Raw genomic sequence first — 20,971 nt, 5'->3', positions numbered from 1 at the left:
TTTATTGGAGATCACTATGCGCCGCGTAGTCATTACCGGAATGGGTATCACTTCTTGTATCGGTAACAACACACAAGAAGTGCTGGCCTCCCTGAAAGCTGGTCGCAGCGGTATCCGCGCGATGGAAGAGTACGCAGAGCTGGGCCTGCGTAGCCAGATCGCCGGCGTGGTCGATATCGACTTTAAAGAGCACATTGACCGCAAGCACCTGCGCTTCATGGGTGACTCCGCGGCCTACGCCTATATCTCCATGGCGGAAGCGATCGCCATGGCAGGCCTGGAAGAATCCGAGGTCTCCAACCCGCGCACCGGGTTGGTGATGGGCTCAGGCGGCACCTCTACTGCAGCCATCATCGAAGCAGCCAACATCCTGAAAACCAAGGGTGTACGCCGTGTGGGCGCTTACCGGGTTCCCCAGGTGATGGGCAGCACCGTATCCGCGTGTCTGGCCACGCCATTCAAGATCAAGGGAGTGAACTACTCCATTTCCTCCGCCTGTGCCACCTCCGCACACTGTATCGGCAACGGCGCAGAACTGATTCAGATGGGCAAGCAGGACGTGGTATTCGCGGGCGGCGGCGAAGAGCTGGCCTGGAGCCTGACGCACCTGTTTGACGCCATGGGCGCCCTGTCTTCCAAGTACAACGATGCCCCTACCACCGCATCCCGCCCCTACGACGCGGACCGCGACGGCTTTGTAATTGCCGGCGGTGGCGGCTGTCTGGTGCTGGAAGAGTACGAACACGCCAAGGCCCGCGGCGCCAACATCATCGCGGAACTGGTGGGCTACGGCGCCACCTCTGACGGTTACGATATGGTAGCCCCGAGCGGCGAAGGTGCGGCACGCTGCATGCAGCAGGCACTGGCTGGCATGGACGGCAAGGGACTGGAAGGCAAAGTGGACTACATCAACACCCACGGCACTTCTACACCGGTGGGCGATGTCGCGGAGCTGCGTGCCATGAAGGAAGTATTTGGCAATGACGTGCCGGCGTTTGCCTCTACCAAGTCCCTCACCGGTCACTCCTTGGGTGCTGCCGGCGTACAGGAAGCCATCTACTCCCTGCTGATGATGCAGAACGACTTTATCGCGGCCTCCGCCAACGTAGAGACAGTAGATGAAGCAGCGGAAGGGCTGGATCTGGTCACGGAACTGCGCGAGGCTAAGGTCAACCGCGCGCTGTCCAACTCCTTCGGCTTTGGCGGTACCAACGCCAGCCTGGTGTTCGACAAGATCTGATCGCTGTGCGTGGGCCGTTCGCGGCCCTCAACGCAACAAAAAAGGGCGAACCGCTATGCGGTTCGCCCTTTTTTGTTCTGCATGCTTCTAGAAGTCAGACTCAGGAAACAGGCTTCTGCAATCGTTCCAACCACAACTCCACCTGGCGAGTGAGCCCCTGGCGCCAGCTGCGCTGCTGGATACCGAACACATCCCGCAGGCGACCACAGGCCAGCACATAGGAGCGATCCTTTTCCGCTGGCTCCAGCACGGTCAACTCCGCGGTGAAGTCATCCCCGTTTAGCGAGCGCATCCGATCGACCACCTCGCGCCCAAAATCCATGGCGGTGCAGGTATCGGCGGAACCGTAGTGATACAGGCCGGATGTCGGTGCGCCGCTGGCAAGCTGCTGGGTGATCGCCACCACAACACGCACAAGGTCGGACACGGTCACCGGGTTGCCTAAGCTGGCGTCGTCCAGCGACACCGCGCGCCCGTCCAGCAGGCTGCGAATGACCCGGCCCAGTAGCGCCTGCTCGCTGCGGTCTACCTGCCAACCCAGGCGCAAGATACTGACGTTATCCAGCGAGGTGAGCGTTTGCTCGCACGCAAACCAGTCACGTCCGCGCTCGGATAGCGGGTCGGGCTCGGCTTCCTCATCAATTTTTCGGCTGCCTACATGGCCGAAGACCCCGTAGGAGGAAAGGTGCAGTATGGCGTGGCACGATTGATTCAGCAGAGCGTGACACGCTGCCTTGGCCTCGGGCATGCGAATACCGCCGGCACAGCTGGCGGCATTGACGATAATCGGGCGCACGCCCTCCGGGAGTCCGCCTTCGATAAACTGCTCGGCACTCAGCAATTGCACCCGGAACCCGACCTTTTGCAGGCCCTTTTGCAAGGCGCTATCCATTGCGTTGCCCGCACCGATCACGACGACGGTATCGGGCTTGTAGCCAGTGTGGTGCATGGCGGTTCAGGCCAACTTAGAACGGAATGTCGTCGTCGAAGCTGTTATCAAAGCCACCGGCGGGAGGCTGATTACCTGCGGGGCGATTCTGCGGCTGACCGCCACCCTGCTGCTGGTTGGACGGTGCCATCGGTGAAGGCGCAGAGCGACCCTGCGCGTATTCGTCCTGATAACCACCCTGATCCTGCTGGAAACCACCGCCCTGGTTTTGCTGCTGGAAGCCACCACCCTGGCCCTGCTGCTGGTAGCCACCTTCGCCACGGCTGTCCAGCATCTGCATTTCGCTGGCAACGATTTCGGTAGTGTAGCGGTCCTGGCCGGAGTTCTTGTCCTGCCACTTGCGGGTACGCAGGGAACCTTCCAGGTAAACCTTGCTGCCCTTGCGCAGGTATTCACCGGCAATTTCAGCGAGGCGATTGAAAAACACCACACGGTGCCATTCGGTACGCTCCTGCTGCTGACCGCTCTGCTTGTCCTTCCAGGTCTCGGAAGTGGCCACGGTCACGTTGGTTACGGCACCACCGCTCGGCATGTAACGGGTCTCAGGGTCACCGCCCAGGTTACCCACCAGGATTACTTTGTTCACGCCTCTGGAAGCCATGCGCCTCTCCTCTCTGCGCCCCGGGACGACCGGGACTCTCATGTTCTAGAAAAATAAAAAATAGTGTCGGAAAACCAACGGAGCTGCGGCAGAGCAAGCCCCGGCGCAGCCAACGGTGTATTTATATCCAGCAGCATACAATACTCGGCAAGGGCCGTCACCGCCGGTACGAGACTGGGACAGAGCCAGCCTCAGACTAAGCGGTGTCAATTAGCTACTGGCAACCGGCAGGCGGATTCTTCGCAGCTGCCACCAGCTGATCGACCAGAGCACCAGCACCCCCAATACGAAGGTCGCGACGCTGCCTGCGCCCCCATGGCCATATAGGAGCCCGCCCAAGCTACCGCCGGCAAACGCCCCCAAAAACTGGCAGGTGGCATAAAGGCCGGAAGCTGCACCACGGCACTCGGCCGGCGCTTCCCGGGTCAGCTGTGCAGGTAGCAGTGCCTCGAGCAGGTTGAATGCCAGGAAGAACAGCGCCAGACAGGCGACAATCCAGCCCCCCTGGGTCGACGGCATCAACGCAACACCGCCAAAAACCAGTCCCAACAGGGCCAGTCTCATTGCTGCGGGTACCTGCTGGCGCTTTTCCGCCAAGCGCATCAGCGGCACCATCACCACGAAGGTACCCAGCAACAGCGGTGCATAGAGCTTCCAGTGGTCCGCACTGGGCAACTGAAGCTGCTCCACCAGCAATAGCGGCAGGGGGATAAACAGTGCGGTCAGTAACAGGTGCAGGAAGAAGACCCCACACACCAGGCGCCACACCGAGGCATTACTGAGCACACGCGCGAAATCGCCCGATACCGGGCCGCGTCGCACCTGAACTTGCGGGTTGGGTACCAGGCGCCACACCAACAGTATCCCCAGCAGCGCAAGGAGCGCGGTCAGCCAGAAAATTGCGGACAAGCCACCCAGGTTTGCCAGCAGCGGGCCGAGCACGACTGCCAGCACGAAGGCCACACCAATGGAAGCGCCGATGATTGCCATCGCTTTACCGCGGTTCTCATCCCGGGTCAGGTCGGCTGCCAGCGCCATGGTTGCCGCGGCAATGGCACCGGCGCCCTGTAGAATACGCCCGCCAATCAGGCCGTACACCGACTCGCTCGTGGCCGCGACCACGCTGCCTATCGCGAACACCGCCAAACCCAGAAATATCACCGGCTTGCGCCCCCAGCGATCGCTCAGCACACCCAGGGGGATCTGCAGGATCGCCTGACTCAACCCATAGGCTCCCAAAGCCAGCCCCAGCAGGGCCGGGGTGCTGCCGGTATAGTCACTGCCGTATAGAGACAGCACGGGCAGCACCATAAACAGGCCGAGCATGCGGAACACATACAGGGAGGCGAGGCCGGCGAGCGCGCGGCGTTCGGTGGAGTTCATGCAAAAAATCCGGACACAGGAAAAATCGGGGCGCATTGTACCAGTGCGGGCCGCAGGAATTGATCCCCCTCGGCGTATCGCGTTACGCGGATTTTGGCACGTCGGCGCCTGGGATTATACTTGACCGTTTGTTTCCGCCGGGCCACACATGGCCCGACGCGCGAGTCACACACTTTTTGCAACAGGAAGACGAGTGGACACGATTTATGTCAGGGGTGCACGCACCCACAACCTGAAGAATATCGACCTGGATATTCCCCGCGACAAACTTATTGTGATTACCGGCTTGTCCGGTTCGGGTAAGTCCTCACTCGCCTTCGACACCCTGTATGCCGAGGGGCAGCGCCGCTACGTGGAATCCCTGTCCACTTACGCGCGCCAGTTCCTGTCAATGATGGAAAAGCCGGATGTGGACACCGTGGAGGGGCTATCGCCGGCGATCTCCATTGAGCAGAAGTCCACGTCCCACAACCCGCGCTCCACCGTCGGCACCATCACCGAGATATACGACTACCTGCGCCTGCTGTTCGCCCGTGTCGGCGAGCCCCGCTGCCCGGACCACGATGTGCCGCTGCAGGCCCAGACAATCAGCCAGATGGTGGATCACGTGCTGGCCCTGCCGGAGGGTACCAAGATCATGCTGCTGGCGCCGGTGGTGCGTGACCGCAAGGGTGAGCATCTGCATGTGTTTGAGCAGTTGCGCCGCGACGGTTTTGTGCGCGCGCGTATCGACGGCACCGTGTGCGACCTGGATGACACCCCCAAGCTGGACAAGCGCAAGAAGCACACCATTGAAGTAGTTGTGGACCGTTTCAAGGTGCGCGAGGACCTGCAGCTGCGCCTGGCCGAGTCCTTCGAGACCGCGCTGAATCTCACCGACGGCATCGCCTCGATCAGCTTTATGGATGGCGACCGCGACGACTACCTGTTCTCCGCCCGCCACGCCTGCCCCATCTGTGACTACTCACTGGAAGAACTGGAACCGCGACTGTTTTCCTTTAACAACCCCGCCGGCGCCTGCCCCAGCTGTGACGGCCTCGGCGTGAAACAGTTCTTTGACGAAGACAAGGTGATCCTCGATCCGGAGAGCAGCATCTCCGAAGGGGCCATTCGCGGTTGGGATCGACGCAATATCTACTACTATCACATGCTCGATTCCCTCTCGCAGCACTACGGCTTCGACCTGGACAAGCCGTGGAAAAAACTGACGAAGAAGTACCGCGCGGTGATTCTGAATGGCAGTGGCGACACTGACATCGACTTCAGCTACGTCAACGACCGCGGTGATATCACCGTGCGCCGCCACACCTTCGAGGGCATTATCCCCAACTTCCAGCGCCGCTACCGGGACACCGAATCCCAGTCGGTGCGCGAGGAACTGGCCAAGTACCTAAGCACCCAGAAGTGCCCCGAGTGTCACGGCACCCGTTTGCGCCGTGAAGCCCGGCATGTATTTGTGGATAACCGCACCCTGGCGCAGATCACCGAGCTGCCCGTGGGCGACGCCTTCGAATACTTTGCCGACCAACTGAAATTCAAGGGCGCGCAAAAAGAGATTGCCGATAAGATCCTCAAGGAGTTGCGCGATCGCTTCCGCTTCCTGGTGGATGTGGGGCTGAACTACCTGACCCTGAACCGCAGTGCCGAAACCCTGTCCGGTGGTGAGGCCCAGCGAATTCGCCTGGCCAGCCAGATCGGCGCCGGCCTCGTCGGTGTGATGTACATCCTCGACGAGCCCTCCATCGGCCTGCACCAGCGCGACAACGAACGTCTGCTCAACACCCTCACCCATCTGCGCGACCTGGGTAATACCGTGATCGTGGTCGAGCACGATGAAGACGCCATCCGCAGTGCGGACTTTATTGTGGATATCGGCCCCGGCGCCGGGGTACACGGCGGCGAAGTGGTGGTTGCGGGCACCTCGGAGGAAATCGCCGAGTGTGATCGCTCGCTTACCGGGCAATACCTGTCCGGTGAGAAGAAGATCGCGATTCCGGAAGAGCGCTATGTGTTTGACCCGGATTACGTACTGCGCATTGAAGGTGCCACCGGCAACAACCTGCAGTCGGTCAACCTGGAAATCCCGGTGGGCCTGTTCACCTGTATCACCGGAGTCTCTGGCTCCGGTAAGTCCACGCTGATCAATACCACCCTGTATCCGCTGGCTGCTACCGCGCTGAACAAGGCCACCACCCTCAAAGCGTCGCCACACAAAAAAATTGAAGGGCTCGAGCACTTCGACAAATGTGTGGATATCGACCAGAGCCCCATCGGCCGTACACCGCGTTCCAACCCCGCCACCTATACCGGTATTTTCACCCCCATCCGCGAATTGTTTGCTGGCACTCAGGAAGCCCGCTCACGGGGATACAAACCCGGGCGCTTCAGCTTCAACGTCAAAGGCGGCCGCTGCGAAGCGTGTCAGGGTGACGGAGTGATCAAGGTGGAAATGCACTTCCTGCCGGATATCTACGTGCCCTGCGATACCTGTAAAGGCAAACGCTACAACCGGGAAACACTGGAAGTGCAGTACAAGGGCAAGAACATCCACGAAGTCCTGGAAATGACCGTGGAAGACGCACGGGAATTCTTCGACCCGGTTCCGTCGATCGCGAAAAAACTGCAGACACTGATGGATGTGGGCCTGTCCTATATCAAGCTCGGCCAGGCGGCCACCACACTTTCCGGCGGTGAAGCGCAGCGGGTAAAACTCTCCCGCGAGCTTTCCAAACGGGATACCGGGCAAACCCTGTATATCCTCGACGAGCCCACCACCGGCCTGCACTTTGCCGATATCCAACTGCTGCTGGATGTACTGCACCGACTGCGCGATCACGGCAACACCATCGTGGTGATCGAGCACAACCTGGATGTCGTGAAGACCGCAGACTGGATTGTCGACCTCGGCCCGGAGGGCGGCTCCGGTGGCGGCCAGATCATTGCCACCGGCACGCCGGAAGACGTCGCCGAGGTAGAGGGTTCCCACACCGGCCGCTTCCTCGGGCCGATGCTCGGTTAAGACCTCGATTTAAGAACTTGGCTTAATCGCCCGCAGCAGAATCCGACTGCTGCGGGCGATAGCGACGTACCGCCTGTCGCTCAATCTGTGCGCGATCAAAATACACCGCACGCAATTGCTCACTGGCAAACAGGGTCGCCTGATCCGCGTAGTGCGGTGATGCAGTATCCAGCGTGGCGCTGCCAAAGTTATGCACAGCGCGCGATTGCACCTCACCGCCCTCGGGCCAGCTGACGAACATCACGTAGCTGTCGCCGGCGCGATTCGCCCAGAAGCCCTCGTCGTTTAACTCGCCCCCGTAAACCGCACGCAGCGTATCCGCAGCACCGCTCAATGGCAGGCTGAGATCCCCGCGCACATGCCGGTTAACCTCGCCGAAAGGCACCCGATGCTGCCCGTGTGCGTCAACCAGATCATCCACCGCGGTACGGAAGGCTTCGTCCACCAGCGTGTCGGCAACCTGCGCAGAGTTCGCGGCTTGGAACGGGGCAAGGGTCAATGCCGCCAGCGCCGCCAATTTATCGGTCTGCGCAAAGCTGCCCGACCAGCCCCGCAAATCCTCCAGCGCGGCGGCATAGTCCGTATCAACGAAACGTTCGTGGGCGTCACCTAACCACGCATTCAACCCGGTTAACTGATAGGAGTCCGGGTGGTAGTCGGCATCGTACTTGAAGGTTTCAAATTGCTCGGGAGAGATTTGCACGCTGTCGCCATACAGGGCTTCGATCTGCAACGCGCGGTTGGTGATTACCGACTCGATACCCATTGATACGGGGAACTGCTCGGAACGCGGGTCGTCATCGCCATCGGTAGCCTGGAACGGCGGATTGTTCGCGTTGTATACCAACCCGGAAACGGGGTTAACGGTTTTCGGCATCTGTGCAAACGGGCGGTATCCCTGCCAGATCAATTCGGAACGATCACCGGGCAAGACCTTGGACCAGTCCCAACCTTCAATCCGCTGCGGGAACTGCGCGTTGTAGTAGTGGGCAATGTTGCCCGCACGATCGGCGTACACATAGTTGATGCTGGGCATCGCCTGCAGGCGTAACGCGGCCTCGAAGTCATTCAGGTTTCGCGCCTTGTTAAGCGCCAGCATAAAGTCCAGCGTGCGCGACTCCTGCATACCCGCCCAGCGCAGCGCATAAACACCGTGTTCGGTTTCCATCACTGGCCCGTGTTGTGAGCGCAGCACGTCCTTGCCAAAGGTCCAGTGCAGTGGCCCGAAGAGCTTCACCGTCATCGAGGCAGGCTCGCGCTCAAACTCTACCCATTCGCCATCCAACCGATATTCGTTGGCATTTTCCGGGTTAATGCTCAGCCGGTAGATATCCACAAGGTCCGGCTTATTCACCGTATTGGCCCAGGCAACATCGCGGTTGTGGCCGTGAATAATCACCGGCGACCCGGGGAAAGTACTCCCCGCCATATCCAGCCCCTCATCGGAGTGAATACTCGCCTCATACCAAGCCACCGGCCCGGTCAGTGGCTGGTGCGAGTTCACCAGTAATCGGGTCGCACCATCCGACGAACGATGGGGTGCCACGGCGATGCCCTGGCTACCAATTGGCAGGTTGCTGAGGGGCTGCCAGCTCAGCGCGTCGTCACCGGCCACCGCAAGCTCAAGGGGCTGCTCACTATTCAGCAGCTCGCCGAGCGCTTTGTCGAAGCCATAAAACATTGGTGTCTTAAAGGTGAAGCCGGCAACGAGATCTTTCCCCGTGACCGGCAACAGCGCGCGCGCAACAGCATCCGGATGCTGCACCGCATACAGATTAATACCCGCCGCGTAGGCTTCGGCCATGGCCCGCCCTTCTGGTGACAGGCGCTGCTGGTAGCTGCTATTCACCGCATCCCATACCCCCATCCACTGCACCAGGTAGTCCGTTTTGATCGCGGACCAGCCCTTGTGTGTTGCAAGGCGACCGCGTGTCGCCAGGATCACATCCTGAATGGTGGCGAAATCATCCTCGGCATGGGCGTATGCGAGCCCGAAGGACGCATCCGCATCGGTGACACCAAAAACATGCGGAATGCCCCATTCATCACGCAGGATCTCCGCGCTGTAGTGGTCCGCGGCAGTTTCCATTTGAGTACGTAAGGTAGCGTCGATAGGGGCCGGCAAATTCTGTTCGGCAGCGTACCAGACCGTCGCAACGCAACCAGAGGCGGCCAATAGTGATGTGAGCAAGCGCATTGTTATTTTCTTATTGCAAATAAACCGTCAGTTTCAGGCCCATTGCGTGACAGGTAAAGCAGCGAACCTGTCTGACCGGTCAACTCCGCCAACAATTAATTGTCCGGTCATTCATCTACTGCGCCGGTGATACCTCAACCAATATCTATAATTTTCGCGGTAAACCGGAGCGGGAAGCACAGACAAACGTGTTTCTTCCACACCATACAAACGATCTCCGCAACCCAAAAAGCAACGAAGCTCTGACGATCCTTCCCGCCGAATAACAGTAATTGCCGGCACGGAAACTTATCGCCCTGAACAAGTCGACAAAGGATGTTCTCCTACATGGAAAACCCATCGCCTATCAAAAATTTGCTGCGGCATTTGAAACACTGGTATGTCGTGAAAACCACGCCACGCACCAATCGCGTGTATACCCAGTTCCACCGATTTCCACACCAGTATCGCGCTCTGGTGGAGCGGGTGTTACCGCAGATAATCAGCGATCCGGCAGCGCAAATGCGCATCCTTATATTCGGCTGTTGCAGTGGCGCCGAGCCAATCTCCCTGGCTACTACCTTGCGCCGCCACTTTCCAGATCTCGATTTCCGTATCGAAGCGTTCGACATAGTGCCGGAAGTCATTGAGCGCGCGCAAAACCCAATTTACTCCCGTGAAGAGGTCTACCAGGGTCCATTCGTGACCGAAGATTTTGTCGGCAGAACCTTCGATATAGAGGGCGACAACTACCGGGTTAAACCAGAAATACTGGACAGCATCCAGTTCCATGTCGGCGACATGCTGGACACGGACTTTATTGCCGAGCTAGGACATGCCGACCTGGTGTTTGCCCAGAATGTCCTGTTCCACCTGCCGGCCGCCAATGCGCGCAAGGCGTTTGCCCATCTGGAGAAGCTTGTAGCGCCAGGTGGCGCGCTGTTTGTCAATGGTATGGACATGGACATGCGCGTGCAGCTCACCAAAAAATTTCAGCTGCAGCCGGAAGACTATCTGATCGAAGAAATTCATAACGATGCGCGCCGCGACCGTGGTGACGGGTGGGCTGGTGCCTACTGGGGCAGAAAACCCTTCAGCCGCCGCTCCCGCGAATGGATTCGCGAACACTGCACTATTTATCGGAAGGCCACCGTATGACTACTGTCGAAGCAACCGCACAGAACGCCACCGAATTTACCCTTGCAGATACCGAGCAATCTGTTGCCCAGCGCTTTGAGAAACTGGTAGAACGTTACGGGGATCGTCTCGCCATAACCGACGCCAGTGGGTCGGTTACCTACAGCGCACTCAACCAGCTGGCAAACCGCTTCGCCCACCAGATTATCGCCCGGGTCCCAGCCGAGAAACCGGCGCGAGTGGCCCTGTATCTGGAAAAAGGGATTCCGCAAATTGCGGCCATTCTGGCGATTTTAAAGTGCGGCCACACCTATGTCCCCATCGACCCCGCCTTTCCTCAGGCACGCAACCGATACATCTATCAAGAATCCCAGGCAGCCCTGATCATCGGCAATGGGGCAAGCCTGAAAGCCGCCCGGGAATTGGCGGGCGACGACACCGCGATACTCAATCTCGACAGCGTCTCCGAGCATAACGACAGCAACAACCCGGATATTCCCGTTTCGCCGGACACACTGGCGTACATTATTTACACCTCTGGTTCCACCGGTACCCCGAAAGGCGTGGTGCAGAACAACCGCAACCTGTTACACGGCTGTATGCGGCGCAGCAACCTGCAGAATGTCACCCCCGAAGACCGCATGACGCTGTTGTATTCCTGCAGCGTCATCGCTTCTGTTTACTGTATTTTTGGCGCCCTACTCAATGGTGCCGCGTTATTTCCCTATGATTTTCATCGGGAGGGTGTGGAGAAACTGGCAGACTGGTTGAAGTCACGACGCATCACGATTTATCACTCGGTCGCCTCACTGTTCCGGGAGTTCGCCGCCCAGTACCGGCCGGAAGAAGACGATGACTTCCCTATTCGGCTTGTGACCTTCGGCGGCGAGAGAGTGCTGACCAGCGACATCGAGCTGGCGAGAAAAGTCTTTTCCCCGAAAATCGAGTTCTATACCGGCCTGGGTTCCACCGAGACCGGCACCATACGCTACTTCCACATAGGTCCAGACACCGAGCTCGATGGCGACGTGGTGCCCATTGGCTACCCGGTAGAGGGTGTGGACATATTGCTGCTCGATGAAAACGGTGCAGAAGTCGCGCCGGGAGAAGTCGGTGAAATTACCGCGCGCAGCCGCTACCTGGCACTTGGTTACTGGAAAAACCTGGAGGCCAGCGCCAAGGCATTTAGCCGCGATCGCCAAGACCCCAGAATCACCATTTATCGCACCGGTGACCTCGGCCAGATGGATGCCGATGGCCTGCTGCACCACCGTGGGCGCAGGGATTTTCAGGTGAAAATTCGCGGCTTTCGCGTGGAGGTGAGTGAAGTCGAGGCGCGGCTGTTGGCGCACCCCGACATCGCCGAAGCCGTGGTCGTCGCGCGCGAACATGAGCGGGAAACGCAACTGGTGGCCTACCTGGTACCGGTAGAGGGCGCTGCGCCGAACGTCCAGCAGCTGCGCGACCATATGAGCGAGGCGCTCAACTACTACATGATCCCGACCATATACGTGCAGCTCGAGCAACTGCCGAAAACCCCCAACAACAAAGTCGACCGCAACGCACTCCCATCGGCAGCGGCAAGCCAAATGCTGCCCGGCACACCCTACATCGCCGCACAGGGACCGACCGAAGCCCGTTTGGTAGCGTTCTGTCAGGAGCTCCTCGGCAAAGAGACCGTCAGTATCACCGATAACTTCTTTGCGCTCGGTGGCCACTCACTGAACGCAACCCAGTTACTGGCGCGTATAAACGAACAGTTTGATGTGAACCTGGATATGCGCAGCATCTTCGAGGAAAAAGATCTTCGTGCGCTCGCCACCCGCATCGATACTGTTATAAATACGCGTACAAGTAACGGCATCGATACCGGTGCTGAAGAGCACGTCGCAGAAAAAGGGATTACCCGCGCGCCCGCCAATACCCGCATTCCACTGAGTTCGGCGCAGAAACGGATGTGGCTGGCAGAAAAACTGTGGGGAAATAGCCAAGCCTATAAAATCTCCAACTCGGTGTTATTAAGAGGGGCGCTGAATATCGCCGCTCTGGAGCAGGCTATTGCCGCCCTGCTCGAGCGCCACGATGTGTTGAGAACGGTATTCCCGGAAGACGCAGAGGGGCCCTATCAACAGGTGCTGCCGCACACCTCGTTCAGTCTCAACACCATCGACCTGCGTAGGGAGCCACAAAAAGGGCGCGCCACCCGTGCGCTCGCCTACTGCCAAAAAATCCTGCGGGAACCAGACTCACTGGAACAGGGGCCGTTATTTCACGCTCATCTGATCCGTATTGATAACGAAACGGCGATTCTCGCCCTGAGCTTCCACCACATCATTTACGACAATATCTGGTCCAGTGGTATTTTCTTTGCGGAATTGGGCAAACTGTATGGCGCACTGAACAGCGGTAAAGTGATTTCACTGCCATCGCAACCATTGCAGTTTTCAGACTATGCCTACTGGGAACAGCAGCGTGAGACAGTGCCCACCTATCACCAGCAATTGAACTACTGGCGCGACCAGCTTAGCGCACTGCCGTCTCCACTGGATGTTCCCGCGGATAGAGTGCGCCCTGAAGCACCAGATTTCAGCGGCGGCATGGTGACCTTCAAGTTACCCGCAACCTTGACTGCAGAACTACATCTTCTGGCCCGACAAGAGTCCGCGACTGGCTTTATGTTGCTGCTCGCAGCGTGGCAGCTCTTGCTGCATCGTTATACCCAACAGAGCGACATCATTGTTGGGACTCCCAGTGGGCGCCGCCCGCATACGCAGACCGAGTCAATGATCGGCCTGTTTATCAACACCCTGGTAATGCGTACCGATTTTTCTCAGGCAAAAAGTTTCCGGGACTTGCTGCAGCGGGTACGTACAACCACCATTGACGCCTTTAGCAACGATCAGGTTCCGTTTGAAGATCTGGTTGCCGAACTGAATCCGCCGCGCGCTTCTGGAGAGCCGCCCTTTTTCCGACACCTGTTCATCCACCGCAAACAAAGCGCCGGGCAATGGAAACTGCCAGGACTCCGGCTAACGCCATTAACCACTCATGCCGGCGGTGCAAAATTTGATCTCACGCTTTCGATGCTGGAGAGCGATTCAACCCTGTCCGGGACACTGGAATATCGCACCGCGCTGTTCGACCGGGAAACCGCAAAAAATCTTACGCTCAACCTCGAACAACTGTTGAGCAGCATCGTGGCTATGCCCGACAAGCCGCTCGCAGAACTGCCATTACTGGCTCCTGAGGAACACCGCCTGGTATGCCGGCAGTGGAATCAAACCCGGACCGAGCTGCCGGTGGAACCGACCGTTCCACAGCTGTTCGATCAGCAGGTGCACATCCATGCAACAAAGACTGCTGTAACCGGCTCCGATGAGCAGCTCAGTTATCAACAGCTGAACCTGCGCGCCGACGGCTTCGCACAGGAGCTACGCGTCCGCGGTGTTAAGCCCGGCACCCTGGTCGCCATATGTATGCAACGCTCGACCAACCTGATGGTAGCGCTGCTTGCGGTATGGAAGGCGGGTGGCGCCTTTGTTCCACTGGACCCGATGTTCCCCCCCGAGCGGCTCGGTCACATCCTGGACGATAGCGGGACCAAATTGCTGGTTACTGACAGCGCCAGCCGCGACAAGCTACCCGCGTTCACCGGCGAAACGATCTTGTTGGACGAGAGCGCCGAATTCGAAACCAGTGAAAAGCATCCTCAACAGACTGCCTCTTCGCAGCAGGCTCAGCCAAATGCGCCGGCCTATGTTATTTATACTTCCGGCTCTACCGGCCGTCCCAAGGGCGTGCAGATATCCCAGCGCAGCCTGGTGAATTTTCTCTGCTCCATGCAGGAAAAACCCGGTTTCTCCGCCGACGATACGTTACTCGCGCTCACTACCGTCTGCTTCGACATTGCGTTACTGGAACTGTTCCTCCCTCTTCTGAGTGGTGGTCGTCTGGTGATTCAGGACTGGAAGCAATCGCGGGATCCCAAGGCGATACAGGCAACCCTGTGCCGCGAGAGCATCAGCGTAATGCAAGCGACACCGTCCACTTGGCGAATGCTGCTCGATCATGGCTGGCAAGGTAACCCAGGGGTGCGCGTGCTGTGTGGCGGCGAGGCCATGGGTAAAGACCTGGCCGGACGGCTTTTGGATTGTGGCCTGCAGGTGTGGAACCTTTATGGCCCAACCGAAACTACAATCTGGTCATCCGTCAGTGCCGTGGAATCGCCCGCAGATTCGGCATTTATCGGGATGCCCATCGCGAACACCACTCTCTACGTGCTGGATACTGCGGCCCAACCACTGCCCGCCGGTGTGCCCGGCGAACTGTGTATCGGTGGCGAAGGTGTTGCACTCGGCTACTACAATCGCGAAGAGCTCACGCGCGAAAGATTTTTCTCATGCCAGACACTCAATGGCGAGCGGCTATACCGCACCGGAGACCTGGTGGTACGCCATCGCGACGGACGCATTGAGTACCTGGGGCGCATGGACCATCAGGTTAAGATCCGTGGTTTTCGTGTCGAAGTGGGCGAGATCGAAGCGCGCATCGCCGAGAACCCAGCTGTGCGGCAGTGTGTGGTGATCGCACACGATGACGAGTCCGGCGGAAAATATCTGGTCGCCTATCTTCTGCGCCAACAGGCAGAAACCTCGGGGCAAGCGATCAGTGAGTTACCCGATAGCGAGACCCTGCGCCAGCAGCTTCGCCTCACCCTCCCGGAGTATATGGTGCCATCCGTCTTTGTCCCGGTAGCGTCATTCCCACTCACGCCCAATGGTAAAGTAGACAGAAAGGCGTTTTCGCCACCGAGCGCAAGTGCAACCATACCATCCACAGAAGTCCACGATACTTCGGGCACTGCAATTGACCTGCAAACCAAAGCCATCGACGAAACCACCAAAACCATCGCAACGCCAGCAGACATCCATAAAACCATCCAAAGTGTTTTCGAAAGCCAGCTAAAAACATCGGTAACCAACTTGGAGACCAGTTTCTTCGACCTTGGTGGCCACTCCTTATCGGCTCTTAACGTTATTGCACGACTTAACAAGCTATTTGCACTTGAGTTGCCGCCGACACTGCTTTTCGATTTCCCCAGTGTCAGTGCACTGGCACAGGCCATTTCTCAATTCCAAGACGGGAAATCTGAAGCCCAGGTGCTCGCAACAGCGAGCGTCGACGAAAAAACGGAGCTTCAGGTCAACAGCATCCTCGACAGGCTACGTGACAACCAGCAGGCAAGTGATCTACCGAGCTTCCCGCACGGCATGAAGATGCAACGCTCTAAAATCGCAAGCATGCTGCTGGCACCGATGTTCGCGATTAAGCGGGGGCTGGTACGCATCGCACTGGAGAAGCTCATCCTTAAACTGGAAGGGGGCTCCACATTCAGCCTTACCATGCGCGATCTGTATCGCAAGTATTACGATATTGAGGTCGGCGACTTCACCAGTGTCAGATTTGAACCTTCTAAGTTGAAGCGCTACACCCGGGTTGGTAAATACTCAACAATTTACCCCACGGTGCAATTCCAAACCGCGGATCACCCCCGTAATACACTGTCCACCCATGGTATTTTTTACCACTCACGGCTCGGGTTCAGTTCGGGCTATGAACTCGATCGGACCACTATCGAGGTAGGTAACGATGTATGGATTGGCGATGGAGCAAAAATACTCTACCCCACACAAAAAATTGGTGATGGTGCCGTCATCGCCGCAGGCGCGGTCGTTATCGAAGATGTTCCACCCTATGCCGTTGTTGCTGGATACCCAGCACGGGTCGTCCGCTATCGCTTTTCACAGGAAACCATTCCGAAGCTATTGGAAATTCAGTGGTGGACCATGTCGGGCAAACAACTCCATCACAGCAGAAGGGAGTTTTTGAAACCATTGGAGGGAGAACGAATCCGATAATCCTGTGCATGCGACTGTAAATTGAAATACCGGTACTAGATCAAAAGGACCTGAGAATGCCCTCGGAAGTTGAAACGGCTTTGCAGCCAGAGGCGAGTGTCGAACTGGAACAAGCACAATTTGTCTCTGTCACAGCTGACACCTACAGTGAATCCATTGATAAAAGTGCCACACTTCGGACTGGACACACAAATGAGGAGGCACGTCTTCTGCTATCGCACTGGGAGGCATTTTCCCAGTCGCGTAGCGATATACCCGGCTCACTTCATGCGCACTCTAGTTTCTACCTTCCTTTCCTTGCATCAAATGATATTTACCGTAGTCCACGAGTGGTTCTATGGGAGTCTGCCGATGCCCCTCGGGGAATATTAATCGCCCGTATCGCGTTGAGTAGAACCAGGTGCTCACTGGGACCGATTTCGATCCCAATGCCGCTGCTCAAGACCTTGGAAATAGTAAACGGCGGGTTTGTTGCCGATAGTGCGGAGGTTGCACAGCAACAGCTGCTGTACCTTCGCGATCAGCTTGCCAGCAAGGAAATCGATTGTATCGCCGTCCACCATCTACACAGTGACAGTGAGCTTGGCAAAGCCCTGTCACACGGTCTAAACCAGGCAGGAGAAGGAAATCCGGTATACACGGAGCATTGGTACACCGAGCTGACGGATGCCGATGGCGAGCCGGTGATCACCAACTCCTCGAAAACGCGCGGTTCCTTTCGACGTAAAGACCGTAAACTGGAGCGGCACTTTGACAACAAGATCCAGGTCGTTGAGTTTACAGAACCGCATCAGGTAAAGCCTCTCATCGCCGCGGCCTCCAAGATCGGCGACCAGAGCTATCAGGGGGGGCTTGGTGTCGGCGTCCGCGACAATCAGCACTGGCAGAACATTTTGGGTATCCTCGCAAACAATGGCCAGTTGCGTGGCTTCTTACTGCAGGCGGATGGAAACGACATTGCGTATGCGGTAGGCGGTTTGTGCAACGGCTGCTTCTGCTATATGGCCGCCTCCTTTCTGCCGGCACATCGAGACATTGCACCCGGCGGCTATCTGTTACGTCGCATTCAGGAAAAGCTGCAAGCCGCAGGGGTCCGCTGGTTTGACTTCGGCTTTGGCGATGCGAGCTACAAGGCGCTCTACGGTAACAAGAACAACAAGGAGGTGACCCTGCATTTTTACGGAAAATCTGTGGCCGCGCAGGTAACACGAATAGCGGACGGAGCGACCCGGATTGGAAAGCAATGGATACGCACTCTTCTGGTCAAGAGCGGTCTGATGACCTGGACGAAACGTCAGTGGCGACGCCGTCTCGAGCAACGCAACAAATAGCCCTGTAACTCTTGGCCGCGGAGACTTAGCGGTCGACGTTTACACAGGTTCGCGACTGGATTCATCCCGCTGCCATTGATACCGCGCATTGCCATGCCGGTAGCGCCACGCTGTGAGGTAGCTGAGAGCATTAACCCCGTAATACACCAGAAACTCCAGCATACTGGGACGCTGTGTAAAGACCGCACTGCGATGCGTTATCGGTGTGTGACATTCCGGCAGCTGCAATAGCTGTAACTTGCCCAGTTTGCTACGAGTTTTGATCTTCAGCAGGTCCCAGACGCCTTTCGGCGCAACAACTCGGCTCTGACTTTCTCTATTCACCACAATGTTTTCGTAACCGAAAACCGCACGCACATAGCCATCGTCCGAAATAATCTCCGGGAATAGAGAGAACCGCTCACGCGCAGCGCGGTTCAGTCCATAGACCCCGGCTCCGTAGCCAAACTCACTACAGAATCGCGTTTTTTGCCAGGCGGCATAGTAACACCGGACCAGGTAACTACTATGTGCCATATCCATTACACCTTCGGGCGCGACTACAGTCGGCTCCGCACCATTTTCGCGTTCCCGGCACTGATCGAGCAGCTTTAGCAGTGATATATCGTCAATACTGACATCCGCATCTACATAAATACGAGGAAACCCGGGGCCCAGCTTCTCCGCCTCATTAATTGCATGTGTTTTGCCTGCGCGCTGGATTTCCAGGCAGCAAACCTGCGGGAACTTATTGCGTACAATCTCCGCGGTAGCATCCGTGCAGCCGTTACAGGCAACCACCACAGAATAGTGACCAAGAAGCACGCCTGGGTACACAACATCCAACAAGGTGGCGATCGAGTGCTCTTCGTTATACGCGGGAATAATGATCGCGGGCTTGTGCGGATCAAGCATTACTGCGCGCCTTGTGCCATTGCCACTGGTCATCCAGAAACTGCTTCCAGACCGATTGTTGCTCCCTACTTCCTTTACCTATCTGCACCAAAGCAGAGAACGCAGCAAAGCGTATCGCGGAACCCAATGCAATCAGTACTCGTGCCACAACAACAGTGACAGATGACCCATGCTTGGCAAAGTACTGTAGTTTCGATCGATACAGATGATTGAGCTTATTGATACCAGAAAGCGTCTTACTACCGGCATGTAAAACTACCGCATTACCGGTAACCCGGGGCTGCGCCCCGAGGGCACGCGCCCGGCGGCATAAATCAATTTCTTCCGAATACAGGAAGAAGCCCTCATCAAAGCCATTCAGCAGCCGAAAAAGTGCCTGATCGATCAGCAGGAAACAGCCAGATACCGCATCAACGCTCGTACCTTTGCATAACGCACGAGGAGAGTAGCCGCCACTGGTGCGCCCGAACGTCCTGCGCAGCAGGAAGTCTCCACCCAGGCTCCAGCTCAATAGATCAATTAAGGAAGGTTCCCGCCACGCGGACTTTCCGTCGTACTCCCCCTGCTCATCACAGGTCACACCGCCCCAAATTCCTGCACCGGGTGTGGCAGCCGCGAATGCCAGTAAATTACTGAGGCTGTCATGCTGTAAGCGCACATCGGGATTCAGAAACAGGATCGGCGCCGAGTTGTCGATCGCCGCGGCACCCAGGTTGCATCCCGCCGCGAAGCCAATGTTTTCGTCAGACTCTATCAGGTGAATTTTCGGAGACAATGGCCTCAGGATCGACAAGGAATCATCCATGGAAGCATTGTCCACCACAAAAAACTCTATCGCCGGTAACGGCAGGTCACCATCATCGATATCCGCGAGTAATCTGGCAATATCTGCACCGCAGTTGTAACAGACAATAACGATATTGAGCCGAGTCTTACTGGACACGCTCACCTCCCGAAGTTATTCGATGAAGAGTTAGTTTTGCGTCGCCGGAGCGAGCGTTCCCTGCGTCGCTGGCACCCTAGCGGGCACTGGCCGACGCAGTTCCGTAACCGCAACCACGGCGCCACAGAAGAGATAGAACAGACACACCATCTGGCCGAAATACGATACGGCGAGAAAACTGACACAGTGAACAAACAGTGCCACCGCCATGCCCCAAAGCAGGCGGCTCTGGGCGTGGGAGCGGGTAAATTTTTGCGCGCGACCAAGTCGCACAAACAGCACCAGCAGAAAAAACGAAAACAGCAATAACTGGACAATCCCGCCATCGACCCCTTCGAGCACATACTGATTCGTGATGTCTTGCATGCCCCAGCCCCAGTGCGCGGTGGCAGTGGTGCCGAAGGCCCACCATTCACCCACATGGTTGATGGATTGCTGAATCAGATTGTAGCGATGCCAGCCGGTAGACCCGCCGGTAATGTCAATCCGTGATAGCAGGTGCCAAACCGGGGTATCCATTGAAAAATGCAGTACAGTAAGTACCGCGACCATGGCCATCGCCATGGTGCGCATGTAATGGCGGAAGGTATAGAAGGCGAGTCCAGCGAAACCGCACATAAGCGCCACCACAGGGGTGCTGGACGCGGTGGCCAGCACAATCAACGGCATACTGGCGATACCGGCCGCAATTAGTAGGCGGTTGCCAACCCTTCCCTGCCACAGTGCGACGAGGCAGGGAAGAATGGTTGCCCAACAAATACCCGCCATAATCGGATGCATGAATGGGCCCTGTGCGCGCAGCCGGCCATAGCGGGCGAGCGTCTCCGCCGGTACGCCACCGAATACGGAAAACACATTGCGTCCACTGAGCTGTTCCAGAATGAAAAAAGCAAGCATCGGCAGTGATAACAACGCAAAACACAGCAACATTCGCCGCATATCTGCGAATGAATGCAGGTAGGCCCTCCCGACCAGGTAGGCTCCGAAGGTATCAAAGGCACCACCGGCACTGGTAATCACACCATCGATACCGCCGATCAATATCCCCGAGGCGAGCATATTCCATAACGTCGCAGTAAGAATTAGGGAATCCGCCATGCCCCAACGTATTGTGCGCAATTGCCCACTCAATATCGCCACAGCTAGCGTGGCCATAATCATGATGCGCACGAAGGTGAAATCGAGAGAAAGTACAACGATGCGCTGGGCGCCAGGCAATGCAACGGCAATCAACAGCAAGGGTATTAGTTGAAAACGCCGCGGTAATACCAGTAGTGCAAGCAGCGCAGCAACCAGCGCGGCCAGCCCGATGGGATGCACCATCGTCTGGTCCGCCCATAGAGCGCCACCAAAATGCTCCGGCATTACACGTTCAGTCAT

General features: G+C 57.4%; 12 protein-coding genes. 5 read left to right on the top strand and 7 right to left on the bottom strand.

Translation table 11 applies throughout. The features are described from left to right. The first annotated feature begins 16 nt into the window (after positions 1-16). Positions 17-1,240, top strand: a complete 1,224-nt coding sequence (fabB, locus tag KUV22_RS15395) for a beta-ketoacyl-ACP synthase I (protein WP_222232585.1) — start codon at positions 17-19, stop codon at positions 1,238-1,240. Between the two features lie 100 nt (positions 1,241-1,340). Here the strand turns inward: fabB and KUV22_RS15390 are convergent, their stop codons facing one another. The 3 genes from KUV22_RS15390 to KUV22_RS15380 all read right to left on the bottom strand — a co-directional run bounded on the left by KUV22_RS15390 (position 1,341) and on the right by KUV22_RS15380 (position 4,173). Beyond that, positions 1,341-2,189 carry a sugar nucleotide-binding protein gene (locus KUV22_RS15390; RefSeq protein WP_222232583.1) on the bottom strand — a complete coding sequence of 283 codons (849 nt, stop codon included), beginning with the start codon at positions 2,187-2,189 and terminating at the stop codon, positions 1,341-1,343. Between the two features lie 16 nt (positions 2,190-2,205). Then, a complete protein-coding gene (ssb, locus tag KUV22_RS15385) occupies positions 2,206-2,790 on the bottom strand; it encodes a single-stranded DNA-binding protein (RefSeq protein ID WP_222232581.1) in 585 nt (194 codons plus the stop codon). Between the two features lie 210 nt (positions 2,791-3,000). Further along, entirely contained in the window at positions 3,001-4,173 is a 1,173-nt protein-coding gene (locus KUV22_RS15380) for an MFS transporter (protein WP_222232579.1), read from the bottom strand. Positions 4,174-4,366: 193 nt separating this feature from the next. Between KUV22_RS15380 and uvrA the strand changes: the two genes are divergently transcribed. After that, positions 4,367-7,192 carry an excinuclease ABC subunit UvrA gene (uvrA, locus tag KUV22_RS15375; RefSeq protein ID WP_222232577.1) on the top strand — a complete coding sequence of 942 codons (2,826 nt, stop codon included), beginning with the start codon at positions 4,367-4,369 and terminating at the stop codon, positions 7,190-7,192. 22 nt (positions 7,193-7,214) lie between these two features. Here uvrA and KUV22_RS15370 read toward each other — a convergent pair whose 3' ends face one another. Beyond that, entirely contained in the window at positions 7,215-9,389 is a 2,175-nt protein-coding gene (locus KUV22_RS15370; protein ID WP_222232575.1) for a penicillin acylase family protein, read from the bottom strand. Positions 9,390-9,716: 327 nt separating this feature from the next. On the opposite strand from KUV22_RS15370, the gene KUV22_RS15365 reads away from it, so the two are divergent. From KUV22_RS15365 to KUV22_RS15355, 3 genes are all read left to right on the top strand, one after another. Beyond that, positions 9,717-10,526, top strand: coding sequence for a CheR family methyltransferase (locus KUV22_RS15365; RefSeq protein ID WP_222232573.1), 810 nt, complete (start codon positions 9,717-9,719; stop codon positions 10,524-10,526). Next, a complete protein-coding gene (locus KUV22_RS15360) occupies positions 10,523-16,423 on the top strand; it encodes a non-ribosomal peptide synthetase (protein ID WP_222232571.1) in 5,901 nt (1,966 codons plus the stop codon). The genes KUV22_RS15365 and KUV22_RS15360 overlap by 4 nt, the downstream gene beginning before the upstream one ends. Before the next feature lie 428 nt (positions 16,424-16,851). Next, complete coding sequence (locus KUV22_RS15355; protein ID WP_222232569.1) at positions 16,852-17,754, top strand: GNAT family N-acetyltransferase; 903 nt, start codon at positions 16,852-16,854, stop codon at positions 17,752-17,754. Positions 17,755-17,793: 39 nt separating this feature from the next. On the opposite strand, the gene KUV22_RS15350 is transcribed toward KUV22_RS15355, so the two are convergent. The 3 genes from KUV22_RS15350 to KUV22_RS15340 are packed head-to-tail and all read right to left on the bottom strand — an operon-like array spanning position 17,794 to position 20,971. Beyond that, a complete protein-coding gene (locus KUV22_RS15350; RefSeq protein ID WP_222232567.1) occupies positions 17,794-18,648 on the bottom strand; it encodes a glycosyltransferase in 855 nt (284 codons plus the stop codon). Further along, positions 18,641-19,591: a glycosyltransferase family 2 protein gene (locus KUV22_RS15345; protein WP_222232565.1), complete on the bottom strand. Its 951-nt coding sequence runs from the start codon at positions 19,589-19,591 to the stop codon at positions 18,641-18,643. The genes KUV22_RS15350 and KUV22_RS15345 overlap by 8 nt, the downstream gene beginning before the upstream one ends. 30 nt (positions 19,592-19,621) lie before the next feature. Beyond that, positions 19,622-20,971, bottom strand: coding sequence for a hypothetical protein (locus KUV22_RS15340; protein WP_222232563.1), 1,350 nt, complete (start codon positions 20,969-20,971; stop codon positions 19,622-19,624).

This window comes from Microbulbifer agarilyticus (assembly GCF_019800665.1).
Lineage (GTDB): Bacteria > Pseudomonadota > Gammaproteobacteria > Pseudomonadales > Cellvibrionaceae > Microbulbifer > Microbulbifer agarilyticus_C.
This window is presented reverse-complemented; position numbering and strand designations above follow the sequence as displayed.

What these genes read in the sequence shown, in the direction of transcription:
- fabB (WP_222232585.1), top strand. Translation starts at nt 17, where the DNA reads ATGCGCCGCGTAGTCATTACCGGAATGGGTATCACTTCTTGTATCGGT.
- KUV22_RS15390 (WP_222232583.1), bottom strand. Translation starts at nt 2,189, where the DNA reads ATGCACCACACTGGCTACAAGCCCGATACCGTCGTCGTGATCGGTGCG.
- ssb (WP_222232581.1), bottom strand. Translation starts at nt 2,790, where the DNA reads ATGGCTTCCAGAGGCGTGAACAAAGTAATCCTGGTGGGTAACCTGGGC.
- KUV22_RS15380 (WP_222232579.1), bottom strand. Translation starts at nt 4,173, where the DNA reads ATGAACTCCACCGAACGCCGCGCGCTCGCCGGCCTCGCCTCCCTGTAT.
- KUV22_RS15370 (WP_222232575.1), bottom strand. Translation starts at nt 9,389, where the DNA reads ATGCGCTTGCTCACATCACTATTGGCCGCCTCTGGTTGCGTTGCGACG.
- KUV22_RS15365 (WP_222232573.1), top strand. Translation starts at nt 9,717, where the DNA reads ATGGAAAACCCATCGCCTATCAAAAATTTGCTGCGGCATTTGAAACAC.
- KUV22_RS15360 (WP_222232571.1), top strand. Translation starts at nt 10,523, where the DNA reads ATGACTACTGTCGAAGCAACCGCACAGAACGCCACCGAATTTACCCTT.
- KUV22_RS15355 (WP_222232569.1), top strand. Translation starts at nt 16,852, where the DNA reads ATGCCGCTGCTCAAGACCTTGGAAATAGTAAACGGCGGGTTTGTTGCC.
- KUV22_RS15350 (WP_222232567.1), bottom strand. Translation starts at nt 18,648, where the DNA reads ATGCTTGATCCGCACAAGCCCGCGATCATTATTCCCGCGTATAACGAA.
- KUV22_RS15340 (WP_222232563.1), bottom strand. Translation starts at nt 20,971, where the DNA reads ATGACTGAACGTGTAATGCCGGAGCATTTTGGTGGCGCTCTATGGGCG.